Origin of the sequence: Nocardiopsis listeri NBRC 13360 (assembly GCF_001570765.1) — a bacterium.
GTDB lineage: Bacteria > Actinomycetota > Actinomycetes > Streptosporangiales > Streptosporangiaceae > Nocardiopsis > Nocardiopsis listeri.
Window position 1 is genome coordinate 1 of sequence record NZ_BCSH01000003.1, and the last position, 21,285, is coordinate 21,285.

Here is a 21,285-nt window from a genome sequence, read left to right on the forward strand (position 1 = left end):
GGGGCCGGGCGGAGGCCCGGCCGGCCCTCGCGGGCCGCCCTGCGGCCCCTGGGGGTGCTGCGGCCCGGTCGGGGCACCGGGCTGCGGCGGCGGGAACCCCTGCGCCGGCGGCGTGCCGTGCTGGTGCTCGGGGCCCGTTGTGGAAGGCTGTCCCTCAGAAGGGGATCGGGGTCCTCCGAGCAGGTCCGGACCTTCGCCGTCCGGGGGAAGGGGGCGTCCGTCGGAACCGTGATGAGGCGGGTTCGGATGCGTACTGATGGGAGTCTCCGAAGGCTCTGAGGGTGGGACTGGTCCGCGGTTCGCCGTTTTCCCGCGCTTGTGGCGTCCGTATGGGGTCGGCGACCGTGACGGGCGTCTCCAAGGAACACGTCATCGCCCGTCGTACCGGGCGGAGACCGGCCTTTCGGAGCCAGGGTAACCAACCCGCGGCCGGGGGCAGGACGAAGCACTCTCGACAACAGGCATAATAAAAGGCGGAGAGGTCACGGATGTGAACCCGTCCCGGCGCTTTCCCGCCAAGACGATGATCCCACCGGTCCGACCCGGCGCTTGCTTTGACCTGCGCTAGGGTGGGCGGGTAGGATACTTCGTCGTTGTGCGTTGAGTTGCCGTGGGCCCCAAAACTCCCGAAGTTGGGTGCCGATCCACGCACCATCGTCTGCGCACTCACGACCGGGTCGTCCTGATTGGACATGGGACATCCGGCCAACGTAACAGCCCCGCAACATAGAGGGCTGTTTCCGGCCCCGCACCCGTCGGGGTGTTCCGTAATACGAGTCCACCATCCCGTTCGGGATGGGGCAGCCGAATGAAGAGCGAAGGCGAACGATCGTGCGCACATACAGCCCCAAACCAAGCGATGTCCAGCGTCAGTGGCACGTCGTCGACGCTACCGATCTCGTGCTCGGGCGTATGGCCAGCCAGATCGCCACGCTGCTTCGGGGGAAGCACAAGCCCTACTACGCGCCCCACATCGACACCGGCGACTTCGTCATCGTCGTGAACGCCGACAAGGTCGCGCTCACCGGTAACAAGCTCGAGCAGAAGCGCGCCTACCGTCACTCCGGTTACCCCGGTGGTCTGCGTTCGGTCGCCTACGCCGACCTGCTGGAGAAGAACCCCGAGCGGGCCATCGAGAAGGCCATCAAGGGAATGCTGCCCAATGGCACCCTCGGCCGTCAGATGGCCAAGAAGCTCAAGGTGTACGCCGGTCCTGAGCACCCGCACCAGGCCCAGCAGCCGGTCCCGTTCGAAATGACCAAGATCGAGCAGCCCGCGTAGGCGTTCGCAGACTTTCACAGGAAACACGAGGTTAACCGTGGCCGAGCCCACCGGCATCGAAGACGTCGCCCAGGATTTCGCCGAGAACCCGGAGGAGTTCCCCTCCGAGTACACCAGCGAGTCCGATGAGCAGACCGCCGCTTACGTTCCCACCGCGTCCGGCCCCAGCGCCGGCACCGGCCGTCGCAAGAAGGCCGTCGCCCGAGTCCGGATCACCCCGGGCGCCGGCGAGTGGAAGATCAACGGTAAGCCGCTCGAGGCCTACTTCCCGGACAAGGTCCACCAGCAGACCATCAAGGACCCCTTCACCTCCCTCGGGTTCGACGGCGCCTACGACGTCTTCGCCCGTCTGGACGGTGGCGGTCCCAGCGGACAGGCCGGCGCCCTGCGTCACGGCATCGCCCGCGCCCTGGCCTCGCTGGACCCGGAGAACAACCGCCCGACCCTGAAGAAGGCCGGTTTCCTCACCCGTGACGACCGCGAGGTCGAGCGGAAGAAGGCCGGTCTGAAGAAGGCGCGCAAGGCTCCGCAGTTCTCCAAGCGCTAATGCTCATGCGCCGGCACACGCTCGGCTGAGCTTTCGCCCGTACGTCGTCTCCGCAACAGGGGGCGGCGTACGGGCTTTTGTTTTTCGTCGGTGGCGCTCTCCGCCACGCTGAACTTCTCAGGTGCCGGAAGCCCGGTGCCACTTTCGAAAGGGGCTGACGCCTGTGGCACGGCTGTTCGGAACTGACGGTGTACGTGGTCTCGCGGGTCGTGACCTGACCGCCTCGCTCACCCTGGACCTGTCCATCGCGGCGGCGCGCGTCCTCACCCGGGCCGAAGGCGACCGACGCCCGCTGGCCGTGGTGGGTCGTGACCCTCGCGCCTCGGGTGAATTCCTGGAGGCCGCGGTGGTGGCCGGGCTGGCCAGCACCGGCGTGGACGTCGTCAAGGTGGGCGTGCTGCCCACCCCCGCCGTCGCCTACCTCACCGGTGCGCTGGAGGCCGACTTCGGCGTGATGCTCTCGGCGAGCCACAACGCGGCTCCGGACAACGGGATCAAGTTCTTCGCCCAGGGCGGCCAGAAGCTCGCGGACGCCCTGGAGGAGGAGATCGAGGGCATGATGGGTGTGCCCTCCACCCCCGCCGTGGGGGAGGAGGTCGGCCGGGTCACCGAGTCCCACGACGGCGCCGAGATGTACACCCGACACGTCCTGAACTCCCTGCCGCACGGACTGGAGGGCCTGAAGGTCGTCGTGGACTGCGCCAACGGCGCTTCCAGCACGGTCGCCCCCGAGGCGTTGCGTCGGGCGGGCGCCGAGGTCATCGCCATCGGTGACGCTCCCGACGGCCACAACATCAACCAGGGCTGCGGTTCCACCAGCCTGGCCACGCTCCAGGAGGCGGTCCGTCTGCACGGCGCCGACGCCGGCATCGCCCATGACGGTGACGCCGACCGTTGCCTGGCCGTGGACGCCGACGGCGACGTGGTCGACGGAGACCAGATCCTGGCGATCCTGGCCACCGAGGCCAAGGAGGCCGGACGGCTGGTCGAGGACACCCTCGTGGTGACGGTCATGTCCAACCTGGGGCTCAAACTCGCCATGCGGCGCGAGGGCATCAACGTGGTGGAGACCGCGGTGGGCGACCGCTACGTGCTGGAGGAGATGAAGCGCGGCGGGTTCGGCCTGGGCGGTGAACAGTCCGGTCACGTGATCCTGTTGGACCACGCCACCACCGGCGACGGGCTCCTCACCGGTCTGCACCTGCTGGCCGCCATGGCCCACCACAAGCAGGGCCTGGCCGAGCTGTCCAAGGTCATGACCCGGCTGCCGCAGGTGCTCATCAACGTGCCCGACGTGGACAAGGACCGTGCGGCCGACTCCGAGGAGCTGGCCGCCGCCGTGCGCGAGGCCGAGGCCGAACTGGGCGACACCGGCCGGGTACTGCTCCGGCCCAGCGGTACCGAGCCGAAGGTCCGCGTGATGGTGGAGGCGCCCGCGCAAGAACAGGCCACCGTGCTCGCCGAGCGGCTCGCCGGCGTGGTGCGTTCCGCCCTTGGCTAGAGGAACACTGCAAGTCGTCCCTTTCAGGGATTTTTCGGGTTTTCGCGCGCATCCGGGCACATAGTGGCCCGGGTGCGCGTTTTCGTTCGTGTTGATGCGGCTCCGTCCGAGGAGCGGCCGCCTAGGGTCAGTGGAGTGAAACGGGCATGACGACGAACGCGCGCTATGGACACTCGCTGACGATCGGTGTGGACATCGGTGGCACGAAGGTCGCCGCGGCCGTGGTGACACCGGGTGGGCGGGTGCTGGCGCGGTTGCGCACCCAGACCCCCGAACGCAGCAAGAGCCCCGCCGTGGTGGAGGACACGATCGTCTCGGCCGTGTCGGAGTTGCGTCGGGAGTACACGGTGCGGGCCGTGGGCGTGGGCGCCGCGGGGTTCGTCGACGAACGAAGGTCCAAGGTCCTGTTCGCCCCGCATCTGTCATGGCGGGAGGAACCGCTCAGGGACACCCTGTCGGTACGTCTGGGCCTGCCCGTGGTGGTGGAGAACGACGCCAACGCCTCGGCCTGGGCGGAGGTGCGCGCGGGTGCCGCCCGAGGTGTCGACGACGTGGTGGTCGTGAACCTGGGCACCGGGATCGGCGGGGCGATCGTCTCCGAGGGTCGGTTACGCCGGGGACGCTACGGTCTGGCCGGTGAGTTCGGACACATGACGGTGGTGCCCGGTGGACACCGTTGTGAGTGTGGGAACCGGGGATGTTGGGAGCAGTACGCCAGTGGCAACGCCCTCACCCGGGAGGCGCGCGAACTGGTGGTGGCCGAGTCGCCGGTGGCCGAGGCGTTGCGCCAGGAGGTGGGTGGTGACCCGGGCCTGATCACCGGGTCGTTGGTCAGCGAACTGGCGCGCAAGGGTGACCGGGCCTGTCGGGAGCTCATGGAGGAGACCGGAACCTGGCTCGGGGTGGGGCTGGCCAATCTGGCGGCCGCGTTCGATCCGGAGCTGTTCGTGATCGGCGGGGGAGTGTCGGAGACCGGTGGACTGTTGCTGGATCCGGCTCGGCGGGCCTTCGCCAAGGGGCTGACCGGGCGCGGGTACCGGCCGGAGGCCCGCGTGGTCGCGGCGGCGCTGGGCAACGAGGCGGGCGTGATCGGCGCGGCCGACCTGGCCCGGGAGTCCCTGCCCCGTGCCCGCCGAGGCCTACGCCAACGCCGCCTGGGTGGTCTCCGTCGGTTCTAGACGGCCAGGGAACGCACATCGAACGTGATGGGGAACGGAACCTCTACATCGAGATGCTCACGAACGATGGCCATGGGGACGTAGCTCTTGGTGGTCTCGTCCAGTTCGTACACATGGACAGCGGTGACTCCGTCCTCGTCCTCGACCCGCCAGAAGTGCGGGATCCCGGCTTCCGCGTACTTCATCGGCTTGACGTTGTGGTCACGGAAACAGGACTCGGGAGAGACGATCTCGATGACCAGGAGCACGTCTTCGGGAGGGATGTGGGTTCGCCTTCGCCTGTCCTTCGAGGACTCGCTCGAATCCCGGTAGACGACGACGTCCGGCTCCGGACGTTGGTACTTGCCCAGTTTGGTGGTCATCTCCATGGACACCCGGATTCCGGATGGGGCCGCCTGCTTGAGCAGGTACACCAGCTCCCACATCGCGTCACTGTGGAACATGGTCTGGGGGGACATCACGATGGGCGCTCCGTCGATGAGCTCCATCCGGGGAGCTCCCGGAGGAAGGTTGTCCATGTGGTCGGCGGTCCAACCCCCGGGCGGGGTGAGGAACCAGTCGGGGAGCGGCTCGGCCATCGAATCCTCCTGGGTCGATTCCTGGGCCCACTCTAGTGTCGCCGTTCTGCGCATGATGGGAAGGTAGCGCTCCGTGACGACACTTGTGGGCTCTTCGTCCAAACCCGAGTGAAGTGCGGGGACAGGGGCGGCCGGCCATGTCTCGCTGAGGCGGACCGATGTGTGCGGCCGGGGTGGCGGTCACTGCTGCCGGCCGCTTCGACGACCGGTCAGTGCCTTCACGTCGATGTCGATGGTGAAGGGCACGTCGAGCTTGAGCCGTTCCCTGGCGATGACTGTCGGTACGTATCGGGGTTGCTCGGCCCCGTCGAGTTCGTACACGTGGATCGCGGGTCCGGTCTCCTCCGGTTCGATCCGCCAGAAGTGCGGGATCCCGGCCGCCGCGTACTTCATCGGCTTGGTGGTCCGGTCTCGCTCCCTGGACTCCTCGGACACGATCTCGACCACGAGGAGGACGTCCTCCGCAGGGATGTGGGTGCTCGACTGCCGGTCATCGTCGCCCCTGTCGCGGTAGACGAGGACGTCGGGCTCTGGGCGCTGGTACTTGCCCAGCTTCATGGTCATGCTCACCAGGACCTCGACTCCTGCGGGGAGGAAGCCTTGGAGCCGGTGTGCCGTCCTCGCCTTCGCACGAGAGTGGAACCTGGTCTGCGGCGTGAGCAGGACCAGGGTTCCGTCGATGAGTTCCATGCGGGGGGCTTCTGGAGGAAGCAGGTCCATGTCGTCGGCGGTCCATCCACCGGGAGGGGTGCGGAACCAATCGGGGAGAGGGCGCTCGTCCGGGGAATCCCCCTCGGATGTACTCGTCATGATGGGAAGGTAGCGCTCCGTGACGACTTCTGTGGGGCCTTCGCGGGCGGATACCCACGATTAACCGAACCCGGTTCTAGTGCGTGGGTCACATCCTCTGTAGAGTTCGGCACATGGATCTCAACGGAATCTCCGCCCTCGTCTCGGGCGGCGCGAGTGGCCTGGGCGAGGCCACCGCCAAGGAACTCGCCTCCGCCGGTGCCACCGTCGTCATCGCCGACCTGAACGCCGAGCGCGGCGAGGCGATCGCCAAGGAGATCGGTGGCGTCTTCGTCTCCACCGACGTCTCCCAGGAGGACCAGGTCAAGGCCGCCGTCCAGGCCGCCGCCGACACCGGCAAGCCCTTCCGCGTCGCGGTGTCCTGCGCCGGCATCGGCTGGGCCACCCGCACCGTGGACCGGAACGGCAATCCCCACGACCTGGATAGCTACCAGAAGGTCATCCAGGTCAACCTGATCGGTACGTTCAACGTGCTGCGCCTGGCCGCGGCCGAGATCGCCAAGACCGAGCCGATCAACGAGGACGGCGAGCGCGGCTCGATCGTCAACACCGCCTCCCTCGCCGGCATCGAGGGCCAGATCGGCCAGATCGCGTACTCCTCCTCCAAGGGCGGCGTGATCGGTATGACCCTCCCGGCCGCGCGCGACCTCGCCGCCATCGGCGTCACCGTCAACACGATCGCCCCCGGCATCCTGGAGACGCCCATCTACGGGGACGGTCCCGGTTCGGAGGAGTTCAAACAGAAGCTGGCCGCCCCGGTCCCCTTCCCCAAGCGTCTGGGCACCGCCGCCGAGTTCGGCAAGCTGGCCCGGACCCTGCTGGAGGTCAGTTACGTCAATGGAGAGGTCGTCCGGATCGACGGCGGCCTCCGGATGCCCCCGAAGTAGGAGGACGACGTGTCCGACGAAGTTCTCTACACCCATGAGGACGGCATCGCCGTCATCACCATCAACCGGCCCAAGGCCAAGAACGCGGTCAACGCCGCCGTCGCCGGCCAGATCGCCGAGGCGCTCGACGACGTCGACGCCCGCAAGGACGTCTCGGTCGCGATCATCACCGGCGCCGGGGGCACCTTCTGCGCGGGGATGGACCTCAAGGCCTTCATGAAGGGCGAGGTCCCGGTGGTCGAGGGGCGCGGGTTCGGCGGTTTCGCCGAGCGCGGCCCGAAGAAGCCGCTGATCGCCGCGGTCGAGGGTTACGCCCTCGCCGGTGGTTTCGAGGCGGTGCTCGCCTGCGACCTGGTCGTGGCCGCCGAGGACGCCAAGTTCGGCATCCCGGAGGTCAAGCGCGGCCTGGTCGCCGGCGCCGGTGGCCTGCTGCGCCTGCAACACCGCATCCCGCGCAACGTCGCGATGGAGTTCGCCCTGACCGGTGACTTCGTCGACGCCGAGCGCCTGGAGAAGCTGGGCCTGGTCAACCAGGTCACCGCGAGCGGCGGCGCCCTCGACGGCGCCAAGGCCCTGGCCGCCCGCATCACGCCCAACGGTCCGCTGGCCCTGAAGGTCTCCAAGGAGATCCTCCAGGCCTCCGATGACTGGTCCACCGACCAGATGTGGGACAAGCAGAACGAGCTCGCGGGTCCGGTGTTCGTTAGCCACGACGCGATGGAGGGCGCGGCGGCCTTCGCCGAGAAGCGCGCCCCCGTGTGGAAGGGCGAGTAGCCCCTTTCCGCATCATGGCGGCCGTTCTTCCTGGAAGGCGGCCGCCTTCGTCGTTTCCGGGACTTTCGGCCTTCGCCGGGGTGTCCGGAAGCCGGCGATGCGTGTGTAATCTGGGGTGGTCCAGCGAGCTCTTCCCAGGAAGCGACCCCCGTGTCCCTTGTTCCCACCTGGAGTCGGGCCGCCGGCGGTACGCCCGCTGTTTTGGCCATCGCCGACTCCGCTCCGCGCGCACGCCTCTCGGCCATGATGCTCGGCGACCTTCCCGATTCCGGGAGCGCCATGGGTCTGGCCGTGCTGCGTTCGGCCGATACACCCTCACCTGCTCAGATCCGAGCCGCCCTGGAGGGCACCCGTCACGCGGGGCGACGGATTCCCCTGCTGACCATCGGTCAGGTGCGTCGCTTCATTCGACGGCGACGCCCCGACGGGGTGCTGCTCAATTGCTCGGGTGCGCACATCGAGGCGCTGTCCTGGTCGAGCCGGTCCTTTCTGCGCCGGTACCGGCCGGTGGTGGCCTCGGCCCTGCCCGTGCCCGCGCTTCCCGCCTCAGAGGGCGAGTGGATGCACCGGTCGCGGGTGGACCTGGTGGTCGCGCACAGCCACCGCGAGGTGGAGGAGTACACGAAGCTGGGGGAGCAGCTCGGTCTCAAGGGCCGGGTCGGGCTGGCGAGCCTGTTCCCCGAACTCAGCGTGCGGGCGTCCCAGGGTTCACGGAACCGGATCGTGTTCGCCGCGAGGCCGGGGCAGCCGACCGGGACCCTGGGGTGCGAGGCGCTGCTCTCGGCGCTGGCCGAACTCGCCGCCGACCGCCCCGATCTCGAAGTGGTCCTGCACGTGGGTGAAGAGGGCCATCCGGAGCTGATGCGGGTCCGGCGGTCCATGGTGGAGGCGGGACGGGTCTCGCAGGTCTCGCCGGTGGTGGAGTCGGGGCCCCTGCACGAGCAGTTCGAACGCGCTCGCGGGTTGGCGGCGTTGGGTTCGCTGCCGGTGCTGGAAGCCATCTCGGCCCGGGTGCCTTCCCTGGTGCTGACCGACTTCGGTGTGGGTTGGGAGCAGGGGAACACGGTCTTCGAGGGCAGCGGGCTGTTCGGTGACCTCAATGATCTGAGGGCTTGCCGGTTCCACAAGCCGAATCGTTCGTGGGGCGAGCACAACCACTTCCACCCGACCTCGGACGACGACTGGGTGGCGCACCTGTACGAGCTGTGCGCCCGCGCCACCGGAGGGTTTCTCTAGGGCGCGGTCCCGGGTTCGTCGGTCGGGTGCTCACTCCGTGCCCTGCTGACGCCGGCGGCCCAAGGTCACCAGGGAGGCTCCCCAGAGCGCGAGCAGAGTCAGTACTCCCAGGCGTGCCAGGGGAGGCTCCTCGGTGATGGTGAAGGTGTCTCCCGCAACGGTCACTTCCCATGAGCACACACGGCCGGGAGGGAACCAGGACCAGCCTCCCGTGCCGTACACGGAGCTGTCCGGCGTCAAGGGGCAGAACACGGGGCCGCTGGTGTACCACTCCAACCCGAGCAGGGCGATCCAGGACGCAGTGGTGATCAGCCACAGGACGACCCAGCCGATGAACAACGGTGAGGTCGAGCTCTTTCGATCCGTCTTGTGCATAGGGTGTCGATACCAGCGCATGGGGAGAGTGAAACCCCGGGGAAGGCGTGATGGCCAGGCCGGCCAGAGCCGGGGCGCCGATGTTCGAGGGGGCGGGGTCGTGAGGAGCGATGAGGTACCTGACCGGGTCAGCGCCTGAGGGTGTTCAGGAGGCTGGACCATTCGTGGGGGTCGAAGGTGAGGTGGCCGTGTTCGCGGTGTTGGGTGTCGCGGATCAGGACTCGCTGTCCTTCGGCGACCTCGACACAGTCACCACCGTTGGTGCTGTAGCTGCTCTTGTGCCACTGCATGGGCCACCTTTAGGAGGGTCGGGTATCTCGGTCGGTGCCGAGATACCCGTTCGTGTTAGAGCTGAACAGTGCTTAACCGACCAGTACGCCACGGGGGTCGGAACCCCGAAGCTCTCCGGCCTGTACTCCGAGACGGAAGGCTTCCCACTCGGATCGGTCGTAGGCGATCTTCGGTGCCTGGTCGTTGTCTGACTCGGTCAGAGTGAACCCGCCATCAGAGGTGAAGACCGCCTGCACGGTACCGATGGAGATGCGATCGCCTTGAGCCACAGAAGCGCAGAAACGGTCCCAGGTTTCATTCGGGAAGACGAGGGTGGGACTGTGCTCGCCCAGCTGGGTCTTACCCACGACGGTCCAATGGCCGAAGCGCTTGATGCCCACGCAGGAACCCTGGCCTCCAGAGAAGGAGGACTTGGTGAACGGCCGTGCGGTGATCTCGGCCGGTGTGGGACGGGAAGTCATGATGAGAGTTCCTCCATTGCCTTCTTGATGAGCCGGGTGGAAGTGGCCGTGGGGCTGGCGACGTCCACGATGTGATTCCACAGGAGTTTGTGCCGGCGGATCTCTCGGGGCTTGTCCAGATAGAGGTTCCCACCCTGGCCTTCGATGTAGACCATGGTGGGTTCATCCGGCTCAAATTCCAGGAGGCTGAACGGGCCGCTCAGTCCGGCGTGGGCCCCAACGCTCTCTGGGATGACCTGGAGATTCACGTTGGGTTTCTGGGTGATATCCAACAGCTGCTGGAGCTGTTGGCGGTGGACCTCGATCCCTCCGACCGGACGCCGTAGAGCGGCCTCGTCCATGACGACCCACAGACTCAGAGGCTCGGGTTCGCGTTCGAGGATCTGCTGACGGCGGGTGCGGAATTCTACGAGTCGCTCGACGTCCTCGGCTCCATCCTGTGGGTTGGTGGCAGCGAGAAGAGCACGCATGTGGTCCTGGGTTTGCAGCAGTCCCTGGATCAGGTGCGTTTCATACACGTAGATGCTGCTGGCATCCTCTTCCCGCCCGACGTAGATGTCGAATTTGGGCGGCATGACGCTTTCGAAGTCGCTGGTCCAGTGGCGGGACTTGGCGTCGGCGGCCAGCTGGCGTATGAGGTCGCGTTCCTGATCGTCGCTGACGCCGAAGACGTCGAAGAGGCGGTCCAGTTCGAGTTTGCTGGGAACCGCGTGCCCGCCCTCCATTCGGAAGACCTTGGGATCACCGCAACCTAGTTCGTTGGCCACCTGCTTGCCGGTGAGGCCGCTGTTCGTTCGCTGTTCCTTCAGCCAGAGTCCCAGCTTGCGCTTGCTTCCTGCCGGGCCGCGTACTCGCGCCACGTTCCTCCCCGTTCTGGCTCTGCTCCTATGGGTGACACAGCTCTCCCACCGTCTTCAAGATGCTATCGAAGCTCACTGGCGAAGCTTCCTTAAAAAGATTTCTAGAAACGCTTTCTGGAGAAGCTTCCTTCGTTGATCATCGTTACAGGGAGTGAGTTCAGGTGCCGTGTCGGTGATGCGGAGTGCTGGGCTACTCATGTCGAGGGAAGACTGAGGAGGTAGCGATGGGTGCTGTTCGGATACCGGGACCGCGGCGGCCTGATGGTGGTGGGGTGGGTTGGCCGTCCGCGCGCTGGTCCTATTTCGGCGGGACGCTCGACGACGTGCGTCGTCTGCGGGACTGGTGCGGAGGTGAACCCGGGCTGCGAGGTCCGCGCGGTTACTGGGTGCGGTTGGTGGCCAGTGAGCTCGCCACCAACGCGGTCCTGCACACGGTCACCGGTGAGAAGTACGGCCGGATGGGCGCATCCATCGAGGTCTGCGACGGTCGGGCGATCCTCTGTGTGCTCGACCAGGGGGCCAAGGCCGGTCTTCCCGCTTCGGTGCCGAGGGTGAAGGCACAAGGTTTCGATGATCTGTGCGCCGGTGGCCGGGGGCTGTGGCTGGTGGATCGGATCGCCGAGCACTGGTGGTGGGAGGGCCAGCACGGCTTTCCGTTGGAGCTGTGGGCGACCATCCCGCTGGACCGGAACCCGGCCACGTAACCAACCCCCAGAAAAAGAAGCACCCTGACGCGGTGGAGGCAACCACCGCGCCGGGGCTGATCAACCACCTGAAACAAGCAGGAGGATGACTGTGCAGCACCCTATCGGCCGGCACCACCGGCGATGCCGGAGTCTGACCGAACACCTGTGGGCGCTCTTCGCCCTCACGCTGGCGGCGGCGCCGGCCTACGTGTTCATCCCGCAACAGAGGAAACGTCCGGCGATCGCTCCCGCTCCTCGCAGGACCGAGCTCGCGAACCCGGAACCGCGCCCGCCGGCGCCGAAAGACCACGACCGGCACCCGGACGAGGTCGCGGGCGCGCTCGTTCGCCCGTACCTGGCCCCGCTGATCCCTCGACCTCGCCTGCCGGTAGGGGACCTGCTCGCCGCCGCACCCGAACCCGAACCCGGGCCTACCCCCGCTCCAGCCCCCGATGACGACCTCTCCGATCTGGCGGAAGTCGTCCGCGCCTACCTACGGGTCCGCGGCTGACCGTCGGGTCCGAAAGCGGCTCAGGAGTGGGCCGACTCGTGGAGCGTCATGGCGGCGTCCACCAGGGTCGGCTCACCCTTGGGCACCGCCTGCCCGACCGCCTCCAAGAGCTGGGGCTCCATCACCACCGCCAAGGACCGCGAGAACGCGTACGACAGGTGGTCGGTGTCGTAGTAGACCAGCTGATTGCCGATCACCCCGTGGCAGACCCCGTCCTCGCACAGCGAATCGGTCAGATCCAGGAACCGGGTGTTGTGCGGGACATTCGGCAGATCCTTGAACGGCGGCACCTCGGCCATGGACTCGGCCTTGGGCGAGGAGCACTCGTCACGGCCGTTGCGGTCGATGCACTCCGGCACCGGGAAGTCGAACCGGGGCGTGTCCCGGATCGCGATCACGTCGACGCCCATCCCGTCGAGCAGGCGCCAACGGTCCACGAAACCGGTGGGTACGTGTTCATCCTCCTTGCGGTCGGTGAGGGAGGCCAGGGTGAACACCGCATCGGGGGTCAGTTCTGCGAGCTCGAGCATCACGTCGGCGTTCCAGGCGGTGCACTCGGTATAGACCTCACCCCGGTACACCTGTTCCTCGGAACTGAACTGGCAAGCGTTCTTGGTCATCGTGACCAGTCGCCAACCGTGCTGGTCGGCGAGGGTGCGCATCGCCTGGAACCAGTGCCGCACGTGCGAGCTTCCGACCATGGCGATCGTGTAGTCCGAGCCCGGGTCGCCGAACTCGCACGAAACGACCTCGGTGTCCTCCACGACCGCGTTGCAAGAGCGGGTCTGGTCGATGGTCTCCCGGGCGACGGTGGTCGTGTCCGGGTGGATCGGCAGGTCGGGCAGTCCCGCGGCCAGTTCCGGGTTCAGGTGGACCGCCGCACCCGGATAGGCGAGCGGGTTGGAGCTCAGTTCCAGTCGCAGTCTTCGGTCCTGGTCGATGGAGTGGGCCCACAGGGAACCCGCCGCCAGCACCGGAACGATGAAGATGACGCCGGCCGCCAGCGACCAGCTCGGGGCACGATGGCGCTTGGTCACCCGGTTCACGCTCCCCTCGATCACCCGGGTGGTGAACAGGGCGGCCGCGAACGAGGAGGCCAGCACCATGAGGCCACCGGTCAAGGAGGGCCGGACCCGCTCGGTCAGCTCCAAGTAGACGATCAGCACCGGCCAGTGCCACAGGAACAGGGTGTAGGCGTGCCCGCCCAACCAGGTCAGGGGACGCACCCCCAACAGCCGGTTGGCGGAGAATCGACCGTTGGCGGCCTCGCCCGCACCCGCCAGGATGACGAGGAGGGCGGCGACGGTCGGCCAGAGGGAGGCGAAACCCGGGTAGGGGAGCGAGTCACCGATGACCAGCCCGCACGACACCAGACCGGCCAGCCCCAGCCACCCGGCGATCATCCGCAGGGTGCCGGGCAGGTCCACCCGGTGCACCACCAGGGCCAGCATCCCGCCCAGCGCCAGTTCCCACAGGCGGGCACCGGTGTCGAAGTACGCCCAGACCGGCTCGACCGCGGTGATCCACAGCGAGTACGCCAGGGACACCACGAACACGATGCCCACGGCGGCGAAGGCGACGCGGCGCACTCTCACACCCAGCCGCACGGCGACGAGCCCGGCGAGGGTGATCAGCACCGGCCACAGCAGGTAGAACTGCCCCTGTACCGCCAACGACCAGAAGTGCTGCGCCGCGCTCGCGGCGGAGTTGTCGGCCATGTAGTCGACCGAACCCGCGGCGAGGTGCCAGTTCCCGTAGTACAGGACGGCGGCGCGCACGTCGTCGATCACCGTCATCCACTGCGAACGCGGGAAGAACAGGTAGGTCATCACCAGCACGGCACCGAGGACGACCGCTCCGGCGGGGAACAGGCGCTTGACCAGCTTGGTCCAGAACGCGCCGAAGGCGATGCGGCCGTCGCGTTCCATCGCCCGGACCAGTGAACCGGTGATGAGGAAGCCGGTGAGCAGCAAGAACACGTCGACACCGCCGGAGACCGTACCGAACCAGATGTGGTAGACGGCGATCAGTACGGCGGCGACGGCGCGCAGGCCCTCGATGTCGGCGCGATGACGTGGACGCGCGGGCGCGGCCACGGGCGTTTCGATGACATCGGTGACACGTGGGTGAGCGGGAACGGACACAGGTCAGCCTCGGGCTCGAAGAAGGTAGGGGCAGGGGCCCGGCCGGACGCGGCGGTTCGGTGCGTCCGAGGAGAGGTTCGTGACGCCGAGAGAGAGCCCTGCCGAACCAGTATCGGTAACCGTCCGGAGTGACTTGGGTGTACGGGCCGCCCCGTTGTCGAGTCGAGATGGAATCTGTGTGAACGCGTAGCCCTGATCTGCGCAAACGGGTGCCCTGGATCACAAAAAGGGGCCCGCCGTGCTCGGCGGGCCCCGGAAGCGGGCGGAACTCAGTGGCGCAGTCCGAGCTTGCGCAGGACGCGTCCGGCGGTCCGTCGGAGGCGTCGGTAAAGGCCCCGCGAAGCGGACTTCTCCAAGGCCTTGAGTCGCTTCTCCAGGTTCTGAACCCGCTGGTCGGCCTGCTTGGCGGCCTTTTCCACGGTGCGCAGACGCTTGCTCAGCTCCGAGGCCTTGTCCACCGTCGAAGCGTGGTTCCGACGAAGCCAACCGATCCGCGCGGACACGCCTTCCTCGGCGCTGGACCAGGCGTCGACCCCGGCCGGGTAGGCGGTGGAACGAACGCGCTCCTCGAACGCCGCGCCACGGTCCTCACCGTCCTGGTACACGTGCTCCAGTCCGTTCTTCTCCAGGAAGGAGGTGTAACGGGCGAAGCGTTCGGCGTGACCGTCGTGCATGGCGTCGAAGTCCGCCTCGGCGTACATTCGCGCCGCGTCCGCGTCAGGGGAGAGGTGCCGGATCTGCCGGTGCGGGATGTCGAAGTACCGGCACAGCTCCAGTGTCCGGGAGTCGTGGCAGAGCACCACCGCGGGTGTGCCGGCCAACAGCGCGGTGATGTTCCCGTGGATACGGGTGCCGAAGGAGAAGTCGTAATCACGCAGGCTGTCGATCCACGTGGCCGGGTCCAGGTGGACCCGGACCCTGTTCTCCTGGAAAAGGGGGTGGGTGCGGTGCAGTGGCATGCGGTTGCGCTCACCGGTGACCCCGGAGTTGTCGCCCCAGTACAGCAGCTCCAGGTCCTTCGTCTCCTGGGCGAAGTAGCGCATGTGCGGGTAGCGCTCGAAGTTCGACGTGATGATGCCGCCGACGTCGCCCGCGCCCAGGGCGCTGCGCGAGGCGTTGACCGCGATGGCGTTCTCGGACGTGAGTTCCCCCAGGCCCTTGGCGACGTCGAGGTGCTCCCCGTACATGAACATCGAGGGGCAACCGATCACCTCCACGTCGTTGAACCCAAGGCTGTGGAGGTACTTCTCGGTGAACTCGCCGCGGACACCGATGGTGGCGGAGCGGTCGAGGACGGCCCGTACGAAACGGCTCACCGGCTCGTTGAGGGGCGCCATCCGGCCAAGGTCGTAGTCGAGGTCGGACTGGGCACCGACCCCGAGGACGACCACCGGGATGGTGAGCTTCTCGATCAGGGAGCTCAGGTCGTTGAGGTGCCCGATGAAGGAGACACGGAACGCGTTGGCCAAGGGGACGACGAAGGCGTCGTACTCCTCGTTGATGCGATCGGCGTCGGCGGCGTCGGCGCGGAAGCCGTTGGCGACGACCTCGGTACCGGCGGTCTGGAGGGTCTTGTGACTCGCCTGGCTGAAGATCAGGTTTCCGGCGTTGTTACCGAAGATGTTCCGCTCGATGGCGGCCCCGGGTCCGACGATCTGGAACGGGTCCTTCTTGGAGCGGAGCAGAACGCGCGTCATGGCTGTGCTTTCGATGAAGGGAGGGTGACGGGGCGGTGACGACGAGGCGGGCCCACGTCGCGCGGGCCCGCCGTGGTCGGGTCAGGAGGTGCTGGGCGCCAACGTGTCGTCGCCGGAGGTTCCCTCGGCGGCCAGGGGTCGCAGGAGTCTGCCGCGCCTGTAGAGGTCGTCGACGGCCGCGTTGAAGCGCGACTGCGAGTCGGGCCCGCCCAGGAGGTAGTTCCTGAGCTCGCCGCGTTGCTGGGACAGCCGGTCGGCCTCGGGCAGATGGGTCGCGTCCAGTGCCTCGTCCAGCCCCTCACCGTCCGGGGACAGCATGTAGGCCGCCGAGGAGGTGGGGTGCGTGACCTGGAACTCCTCGTGGGTGATGCCCTCGCAGTTGGTGATCGCGTAGGGTTTCTCGGTGGCGACGAAGTCGGCCACCACGCTGGAGATGTCACTGATGAGCAGGTCGGCCTGGTTGAAGCAGGAGTACAGGGTGGGGCGGGGACCCTGGACGACCTGGTGCTCCTCATCGGAGTGCCCGTCCCAGTGGACACGGTTCCACTCGGTGGCCAGGGCCTTGAGCTCGGTGATCATCGAGGGGTCGGACCGGCCCTCCTCCCGGGCGTTGTGCGCCTCGTCCCGCGCGCCTGTGTCGGTGTCGAAGTCGCTCAGGCGGTGGTCCAGTTCGGCCAACCGGCGCCGATTCTCCTCCGAACGCCCTCGGACACCCCGGTTCGCGGCCTCGATGAGTGACACGATGCGCTTGTGCGCCTTGTGGGCCGCGGCGGAACGGATACCGGTGAACGGGTGCGGTTTGTACAGGACACGCACCTTCGGCTCCGTGGTCAACAACTTCTCGATGAGGGTGGGACCGGCGTCGATGAGCGAGGTGTTGCCGGGCTCGTCCGTCCAGCCCTCCCAAGTGGGGGCGTACAGGACGGTGCGCACCGAGTTGGGGGCGGTGTCGGTCCGGATCTCGTCGAGTTGGGGACGTCCCACCTCCACGATCTCGTCCACGCGCACACCCACCTGGGCCTTGGCGTATCGGTCGAGTCCGGCCCGGCCCGCGGTCCACACCTCGTCGTAGACCTTGCTGAACGGGTTGATGCTGGCGACCTTGTCGCTGTCCCCGTGCCCGATGAACACGTGCTTCAGTGAGGGGTTGCGCAGCATGTGGATGTTCTTGCCGGTGTTGGCCGGGTAGAGGGCCACTCGTGCCGGCCCGAAGTCGAGGGCCATGAGGTTGGTCGCGGTGGGTACGCACAGGACGGGAACACGTGTCGGTGCGAGCTTCGCGGCGATGGCGCGTTCCCGGAGGACGACGACCGAACGGCGCGGCAACCTGTCCAACGTCTCCAACCACATGTTCACCTGATAGGCGGAGTCCGCGGAACCGGAGAAGTACAGGAGCACCTCGGGCCGGTAGGAGTTCAACCAGGCCTGGGTGAAGGCCATGGTCTCTTCCTCGGGCGGGATGGCGAGCGCACGACGATAGTGCCAGGCGAACAGCGCCAAGGCCACCACGGTCACCGCGATCGAAACGGCGGCGCCGGCGATCACCGTCCACGCACCGGTCAGGGCGACGAAGGCGGTCACGCCCAGGAGGAGGAAGATGTCCAGTGGAAGCAGCCGGCTCATGGGCTCTCGGACGAGTGGCATGGGCGGACTGTCGGGAATGCGCAGGTCGCTCAGGTCGATGTTGCGGGTGACCACGGGCAGACGGCGCCGGGTGCGAAGCCGACGCGCCACCAGGCCGCACATCAGCTGCAACCCGAAGAGCACCAGGAAGGTCAGCAGCACCATCCCGATGCCGGTGGAGGTGGACTCCGGGGTGGTGATCAGCAGGCCCAACACGAGGAGTTGGCGCAGGAGCGTACGGGGTGTGATGCCAAGCCGTACCTGCTGGAGGGTCTTGGCGAAGCCGGTGAGGCGGTGCAACAGCAGGGCGTCCATGACGTAGCCGCCGGCTGCGCCCACGAGGAAGATCCACCACAGTCCGGTGACGACGCCGACGAGCATCGTCAGGAAGGCGAGTCCCAACAGCGTCGCGCCGACCAGGGTCTCACGGTCGAGTCGACGCGGGATCACTTCGCGGCCTCGGCTTCCTTCTTGGCGGTCGCGCCGTGGACTCCGGGGAGGTCCTCGCGGCGGACGTCGATGACGTGACCGGTCAGGTCCGAGAGGAGGACGTCGACGGAGGTGCGCGCGACCTTGTCGGCGCTGAGCAGGCTGCCGGAGGGTTCGTCGCCGAAGGCCTTGGTGCGCATCGGGGTCTGCGTGCGTTCGGGGTTGATGCAGTTGATCCGCACACCGTCCTCGGACCATTCGTCGGCCAGCGCCTGGGTGAGGTTGACCGTGGCGGCCTTCGTCGAGGAGTACAGGCTGTACTCGCCGCGTCCTCGTGTGTAGGAACTGGACGTGTACAACAGCAGTTGGCCACCGGTCTGGGCCAGGTAGGGGAAGGCGGCCCGGGCGATGTTGACCGGGGCGAGGTAGTTGACCTTGAGGGTCTCCTCGATCTCGGCGGTGCTCGTCCGGTCCAGGCGGCCGATGCGGAGGACCCCGGCGGTGTTGACCACGAAGTCGATGCGTCCGGTCGCGGAGTGGGCCTGCTCCAAGGCGGCGGCGATGTCGTCGGGGTCGGCCACGTCGGTGCGGGTCGTGCTCCGCGAGTAGCGAAAGACCCGGGCGCCGTGCTTCTCGGTGAGGTCGGCGACCCCGGCGCCGATTCCGTAACTGCCGCCGAATACGACGATCGTCTTGCCCGCGAGGAGGTCGGCGTGGTCCTGGTCGGTGAAGTCGGGGGTGGCGGCGGTGGCGAGCTGGAAGAGCTTGTCCGCGATGAAGATGTCGACCGGCTGGGTGACCTTCATGTTCTGTTCCTCGCCGGCCACGACGTGGATCGGAACCTCGGGCAGGTACCTCAGGACCACGGTGCAGTCGTCGGTGGCCTCGAAGGCGGGGTCGTTCCAGGCCTTCGCGTAGGCGTCACGGATGGTCGACATCCGGAAGGCCTGTGGGGTCTGGCCGCGACGAAGACGGGAACGGGTGGGCACGTCTGTGATGACGTCGTCGTCCACCTCGATGATCGTGTCCGAGGAGGGGATGGCCACGTCCACGGCCTCGAAGGACCCCAGGGCGGTGACGCAGTCCTCGATGACCCGTTGCGAGAGCATCGGCCGGACGGCGTCGTGGAAGAGCACGTTGGTGTTGGCCGCGGAGTAGTGGGACAGGGCGTCCAACGCCAACTGGGTCGTGGCGTTACGGGAGGTGCCTCCGGGAAGGACGCGGGAGACCTTCGACAGACCGGCCTTCTTCACGAGGACCTCGGCGTCGGAGACGAACCCGGGGTTCATCATCACGATGACCTCATCGATCCAGGCCGAGCGCTCGAAGACGTCGAGGGTGTGCTCCAGAATCGTCTTGCCGGCGATCTTCAGCAGCTGCTTCGGGGTCGACAGACCGATACGTTGTCCACTCCCGCCGGCCAGGACCACGGCGACGGTCCGGGTTGCGGTTCGGTTTTTCACGCCGGTGGGCGATGTCGTGGGCAAGGAGTCTCCCAAGGACTGTGCGGGGCGCGGCGCTCGTTGCAGAGCTTGCGCGCAAGGAGGATGGGCCCCGGTGGGTGCGGCGGAGCGGAATTCGTCCGGCCGGTTCGTCACCCGGGGTGCGGGAAGGGGAACCGGACTCAGAGAAGAGTCCTGTGTTCAACGGGTAGACGCCGCTCTGCCTTGCCCGGTTTACCTGGATTCTTGTGATTTATGCAGTTTCATGTATTGAGCCCTCTCGGATCCGTGATCGAACCTGGACGAGCGTTTCGAATGCGAAGAGTGATGAGAGTGCCGTTTTCGACTCGCGGCCGACTCGTGACGATCGAAGTGCCAACCTCGCCTCGCGTCGAACCGTCCCTTGGGTGATCACGACGAGAGGGCGAGGGTGCATGGAGGACGAGTGGGAGTACGAGGACTACGAGGAGGGCGAGGAGTTCTACTACGACGATGACGGCGCCTTCGGGGTGGGGTGGCCCCTCCAGGGCGCCCCCGGAGACGGCGACGTTCGCTGACGGTTCCGGGCCGGGCGTTCGGTGTCGGGCGGGGCGGGCCGGGGGTCGTGCGGTGAGTCGCCGTGCGGCCCCCGGTCGTCTGCCGCTGAAGGCTTATAGGCCGATTCGGGGTAGTGAGTCGTTCAGGTCGCATTCATTACGTTTTGATCTACCTGTCACTTTTGACAACCTCACGGTTCACGCGGGCGTCACCTCTCGGTGGCCTCGAACGCGGTGGACCGCCCTCGACGGGCGATTCTCCGGGCGAGACACGGGAACCACACGCCTTTGATCCCGGCGAACATCCCCCTGACCTGCACCGTTCTCTATCCATCGGAGTTCAGGGAAATGCCCTCCTTCACCCTCGCAGACGTGCGAGACCAGACCTACAAGCCACGGGACTCGTGGTGGACGGTCTGGCTGGTCGACCCGCTCGCCTCCCGGCTGGTAAAGGCGACGGCGAACCGCACCAACATCACTCCGAACCAGCTCACCGTGGCGGCCCTGATCCTGGGCCTGCTCTCCGCGGCGTGCTTCTTCCTCGCGGACTGGTACTGGCTCCTGACCGGTGCCCTGCTGTTCCACCTGAGCTTCGTCCTCGACTGCATGGACGGCAAGATCGCCCGCCTGAAGGGCAATGGCTCGGTCTTCGGTAGCTGGCTGGACTACGTCTTCGACCGCATTCGCGTACTGCTGTGCGGTATCGCCCTCATGGGCGGCCAGTTCGCCATCACCGGCAACCCCGTCTTCCTGTGGGTCCTGCTGGCCATCGTCTTCACCGACATGTTCCGCTACCTGAACTCGCCGCAGATGGCGAAGGTCCGCTCGGCCATGCGCCGCCACATCGCCCAGGCCATCCGCGAGGTCGAGGAGCACGCCGACGAGCAGGACAGCGGTCGGGTCCGCCAGGCCGCCGGCGGCTTCGCCGGCGCCGACGACAACGTCAACGACGGCATGGGCGACGAGGAGAGCAGCGTCTCCATCGGCGGGACCGAGCGCGTCCAGGCCCCCGCCTCGGTGTCCGACGACGAGACTGACGAAGCGGGGGGCATCACCCCCAACCGCAAGGCCAAGCACCTACAGAGCACCGCCCTACAGAAGGGCTTCGACAAGCGTTTCCCCTGGTACCGCAGGGTGCGCGACATGCTCTGGGCCAATCGGATCCGTCCGCACCTGTTCAGCGGCATCGAGTTCCAGATGGGCGTGTTCATCGTCGCCCCGCTCGTGGGGATGTTCTCGATCACCGGGATGGTCGCCACCATCATCGGTTCCGCGGTGTTCATGCTCGCCTTCGAGCTGTTGATCATCTACAAGCTCTGGTTGTCCACCCGCGAGTTCGTCCGGGTCACCCAGAACATGAACGAGACGTTGAAGGCGTTGGACCTCAGCGGCCTCGAACGGCACCGTCCGGCGGCCTGAACGGCCCCGATCCGTACGG

Annotated in this window: 21 protein-coding genes; 11 read left to right on the plus strand and 10 right to left on the minus strand. The window is 67.2% G+C overall.

The window, feature by feature from the left end; genetic code table 11:
* Positions 1–831 precede the first annotated feature (831 nt).
* From rplM to NLI01S_RS01455, 4 genes are all read left to right on the plus strand, one after another.
* Positions 832–1,281 (plus strand): 50S ribosomal protein L13, encoded by a 450-nt coding sequence (gene rplM, locus NLI01S_RS01440; RefSeq protein ID WP_067597868.1) that lies wholly within the window; start codon positions 832–834, stop codon positions 1,279–1,281.
* A gap of 37 nt (positions 1,282–1,318) precedes the next feature.
* The gene (gene rpsI / locus NLI01S_RS01445) at positions 1,319–1,828 is read left to right on the plus strand and encodes a 30S ribosomal protein S9 (RefSeq protein WP_067597871.1); all 510 of its coding nucleotides are present in this window, start codon (positions 1,319–1,321) and stop codon (positions 1,826–1,828) included.
* 163 nt (positions 1,829–1,991) lie between these two features.
* Positions 1,992–3,329: a phosphoglucosamine mutase gene (gene glmM, locus NLI01S_RS01450; RefSeq protein WP_067597874.1), complete on the plus strand. Its 1,338-nt coding sequence runs from the start codon at positions 1,992–1,994 to the stop codon at positions 3,327–3,329.
* Between the two features lie 146 nt (positions 3,330–3,475).
* Positions 3,476–4,507 carry an ROK family glucokinase gene (locus tag NLI01S_RS01455; RefSeq protein ID WP_067597878.1) on the plus strand — a complete coding sequence of 344 codons (1,032 nt, stop codon included), beginning with the start codon at positions 3,476–3,478 and terminating at the stop codon, positions 4,505–4,507.
* Here NLI01S_RS01455 and NLI01S_RS01460 read toward each other — a convergent pair.
* Together NLI01S_RS01460 and NLI01S_RS01465 are read right to left on the minus strand one after the other, a co-directional pair.
* Positions 4,504–5,085, minus strand: a complete 582-nt coding sequence (locus NLI01S_RS01460; RefSeq protein ID WP_067597882.1) for a Uma2 family endonuclease — start codon at positions 5,083–5,085, stop codon at positions 4,504–4,506. The two genes, NLI01S_RS01455 and NLI01S_RS01460, sit on opposite strands and share 4 nt — an antisense overlap.
* A gap of 180 nt (positions 5,086–5,265) precedes the next feature.
* Positions 5,266–5,895 (minus strand): Uma2 family endonuclease, encoded by a 630-nt coding sequence (locus tag NLI01S_RS01465; RefSeq protein ID WP_067597885.1) that lies wholly within the window; start codon positions 5,893–5,895, stop codon positions 5,266–5,268.
* Between the two features lie 113 nt (positions 5,896–6,008).
* Here NLI01S_RS01465 and NLI01S_RS01470 point away from each other — a divergent pair, with 113 nt between their 5' ends.
* From NLI01S_RS01470 to NLI01S_RS01480, 3 genes are all read left to right on the plus strand, one after another.
* Complete coding sequence (locus tag NLI01S_RS01470; protein WP_067597889.1) at positions 6,009–6,782, plus strand: SDR family oxidoreductase; 774 nt, start codon at positions 6,009–6,011, stop codon at positions 6,780–6,782.
* A 9-nt stretch (positions 6,783–6,791) separates the two neighbouring features.
* Positions 6,792–7,556, plus strand: coding sequence for a crotonase/enoyl-CoA hydratase family protein (locus NLI01S_RS01475; RefSeq protein WP_067597892.1), 765 nt, complete (start codon positions 6,792–6,794; stop codon positions 7,554–7,556).
* A gap of 150 nt (positions 7,557–7,706) precedes the next feature.
* Positions 7,707–8,792 (plus strand): DUF6716 putative glycosyltransferase, encoded by a 1,086-nt coding sequence (locus tag NLI01S_RS01480; protein WP_067597895.1) that lies wholly within the window; start codon positions 7,707–7,709, stop codon positions 8,790–8,792.
* 30 nt (positions 8,793–8,822) lie between these two features.
* On the opposite strand, the gene NLI01S_RS01485 is transcribed toward NLI01S_RS01480, so the two are convergent.
* The 4 genes from NLI01S_RS01485 to NLI01S_RS01500 form a co-directional block, all read right to left on the minus strand.
* A complete protein-coding gene (locus tag NLI01S_RS01485) occupies positions 8,823–9,167 on the minus strand; it encodes a hypothetical protein (RefSeq protein WP_067597897.1) in 345 nt (114 codons plus the stop codon).
* 128 nt (positions 9,168–9,295) lie between these two features.
* Complete coding sequence (locus tag NLI01S_RS01490) at positions 9,296–9,457, minus strand: DUF397 domain-containing protein (RefSeq protein ID WP_067597899.1); 162 nt, start codon at positions 9,455–9,457, stop codon at positions 9,296–9,298.
* Positions 9,458–9,529: 72 nt separating this feature from the next.
* A complete protein-coding gene (locus NLI01S_RS01495) occupies positions 9,530–9,919 on the minus strand; it encodes a DUF397 domain-containing protein (protein ID WP_067597901.1) in 390 nt (129 codons plus the stop codon).
* Positions 9,916–10,779: a helix-turn-helix domain-containing protein gene (locus tag NLI01S_RS01500; protein WP_067597903.1), complete on the minus strand. Its 864-nt coding sequence runs from the start codon at positions 10,777–10,779 to the stop codon at positions 9,916–9,918. Before NLI01S_RS01500 ends, NLI01S_RS01495 begins: the two co-directional genes overlap by 4 nt.
* Before the next feature lie 272 nt (positions 10,780–11,051).
* On the opposite strand from NLI01S_RS01500, the gene NLI01S_RS01505 reads away from it, so the two are divergent.
* Both NLI01S_RS01505 and NLI01S_RS01510 read left to right on the plus strand, forming a co-directional pair.
* Positions 11,052–11,483: an ATP-binding protein gene (locus tag NLI01S_RS01505; RefSeq protein WP_223809060.1), complete on the plus strand. Its 432-nt coding sequence runs from the start codon at positions 11,052–11,054 to the stop codon at positions 11,481–11,483.
* Between the two features lie 91 nt (positions 11,484–11,574).
* On the plus strand, positions 11,575–11,976 hold the full coding sequence (locus NLI01S_RS01510) for a hypothetical protein (protein ID WP_067597905.1): 402 nt from the start codon (positions 11,575–11,577) through the stop codon (positions 11,974–11,976).
* Positions 11,977–11,996: 20 nt separating this feature from the next.
* Here the strand turns inward: NLI01S_RS01510 and NLI01S_RS01515 are convergent, their stop codons facing one another.
* The 4 genes from NLI01S_RS01515 to NLI01S_RS01530 all read right to left on the minus strand — a co-directional run bounded on the left by NLI01S_RS01515 (position 11,997) and on the right by NLI01S_RS01530 (position 19,332).
* Positions 11,997–14,120, minus strand: a complete 2,124-nt coding sequence (locus NLI01S_RS01515; RefSeq protein WP_067597908.1) for an acyltransferase family protein — start codon at positions 14,118–14,120, stop codon at positions 11,997–11,999.
* 269 nt (positions 14,121–14,389) lie between these two features.
* Positions 14,390–15,817, minus strand: a complete 1,428-nt coding sequence (locus NLI01S_RS01520; RefSeq protein ID WP_067597911.1) for a polysaccharide pyruvyl transferase family protein — start codon at positions 15,815–15,817, stop codon at positions 14,390–14,392.
* Positions 15,818–15,898: 81 nt separating this feature from the next.
* Positions 15,899–17,890, minus strand: coding sequence for a glycerophosphotransferase (locus NLI01S_RS01525; RefSeq protein WP_067597914.1), 1,992 nt, complete (start codon positions 17,888–17,890; stop codon positions 15,899–15,901).
* A complete protein-coding gene (locus NLI01S_RS01530; RefSeq protein WP_067597917.1) occupies positions 17,887–19,332 on the minus strand; it encodes a bifunctional cytidylyltransferase/SDR family oxidoreductase in 1,446 nt (481 codons plus the stop codon). Before NLI01S_RS01530 ends, NLI01S_RS01525 begins: the two co-directional genes overlap by 4 nt.
* A 386-nt stretch (positions 19,333–19,718) precedes the next feature.
* Between NLI01S_RS01530 and NLI01S_RS25500 the strand changes: the two genes are divergently transcribed.
* Positions 19,719–19,868: a hypothetical protein gene (locus tag NLI01S_RS25500; protein WP_157090908.1), complete on the plus strand. Its 150-nt coding sequence runs from the start codon at positions 19,719–19,721 to the stop codon at positions 19,866–19,868.
* A gap of 327 nt (positions 19,869–20,195) precedes the next feature.
* Complete coding sequence (locus NLI01S_RS01535; RefSeq protein WP_067597919.1) at positions 20,196–21,266, plus strand: CDP-alcohol phosphatidyltransferase family protein; 1,071 nt, start codon at positions 20,196–20,198, stop codon at positions 21,264–21,266.
* Positions 21,267–21,285: the final 19 nt, after the last annotated feature.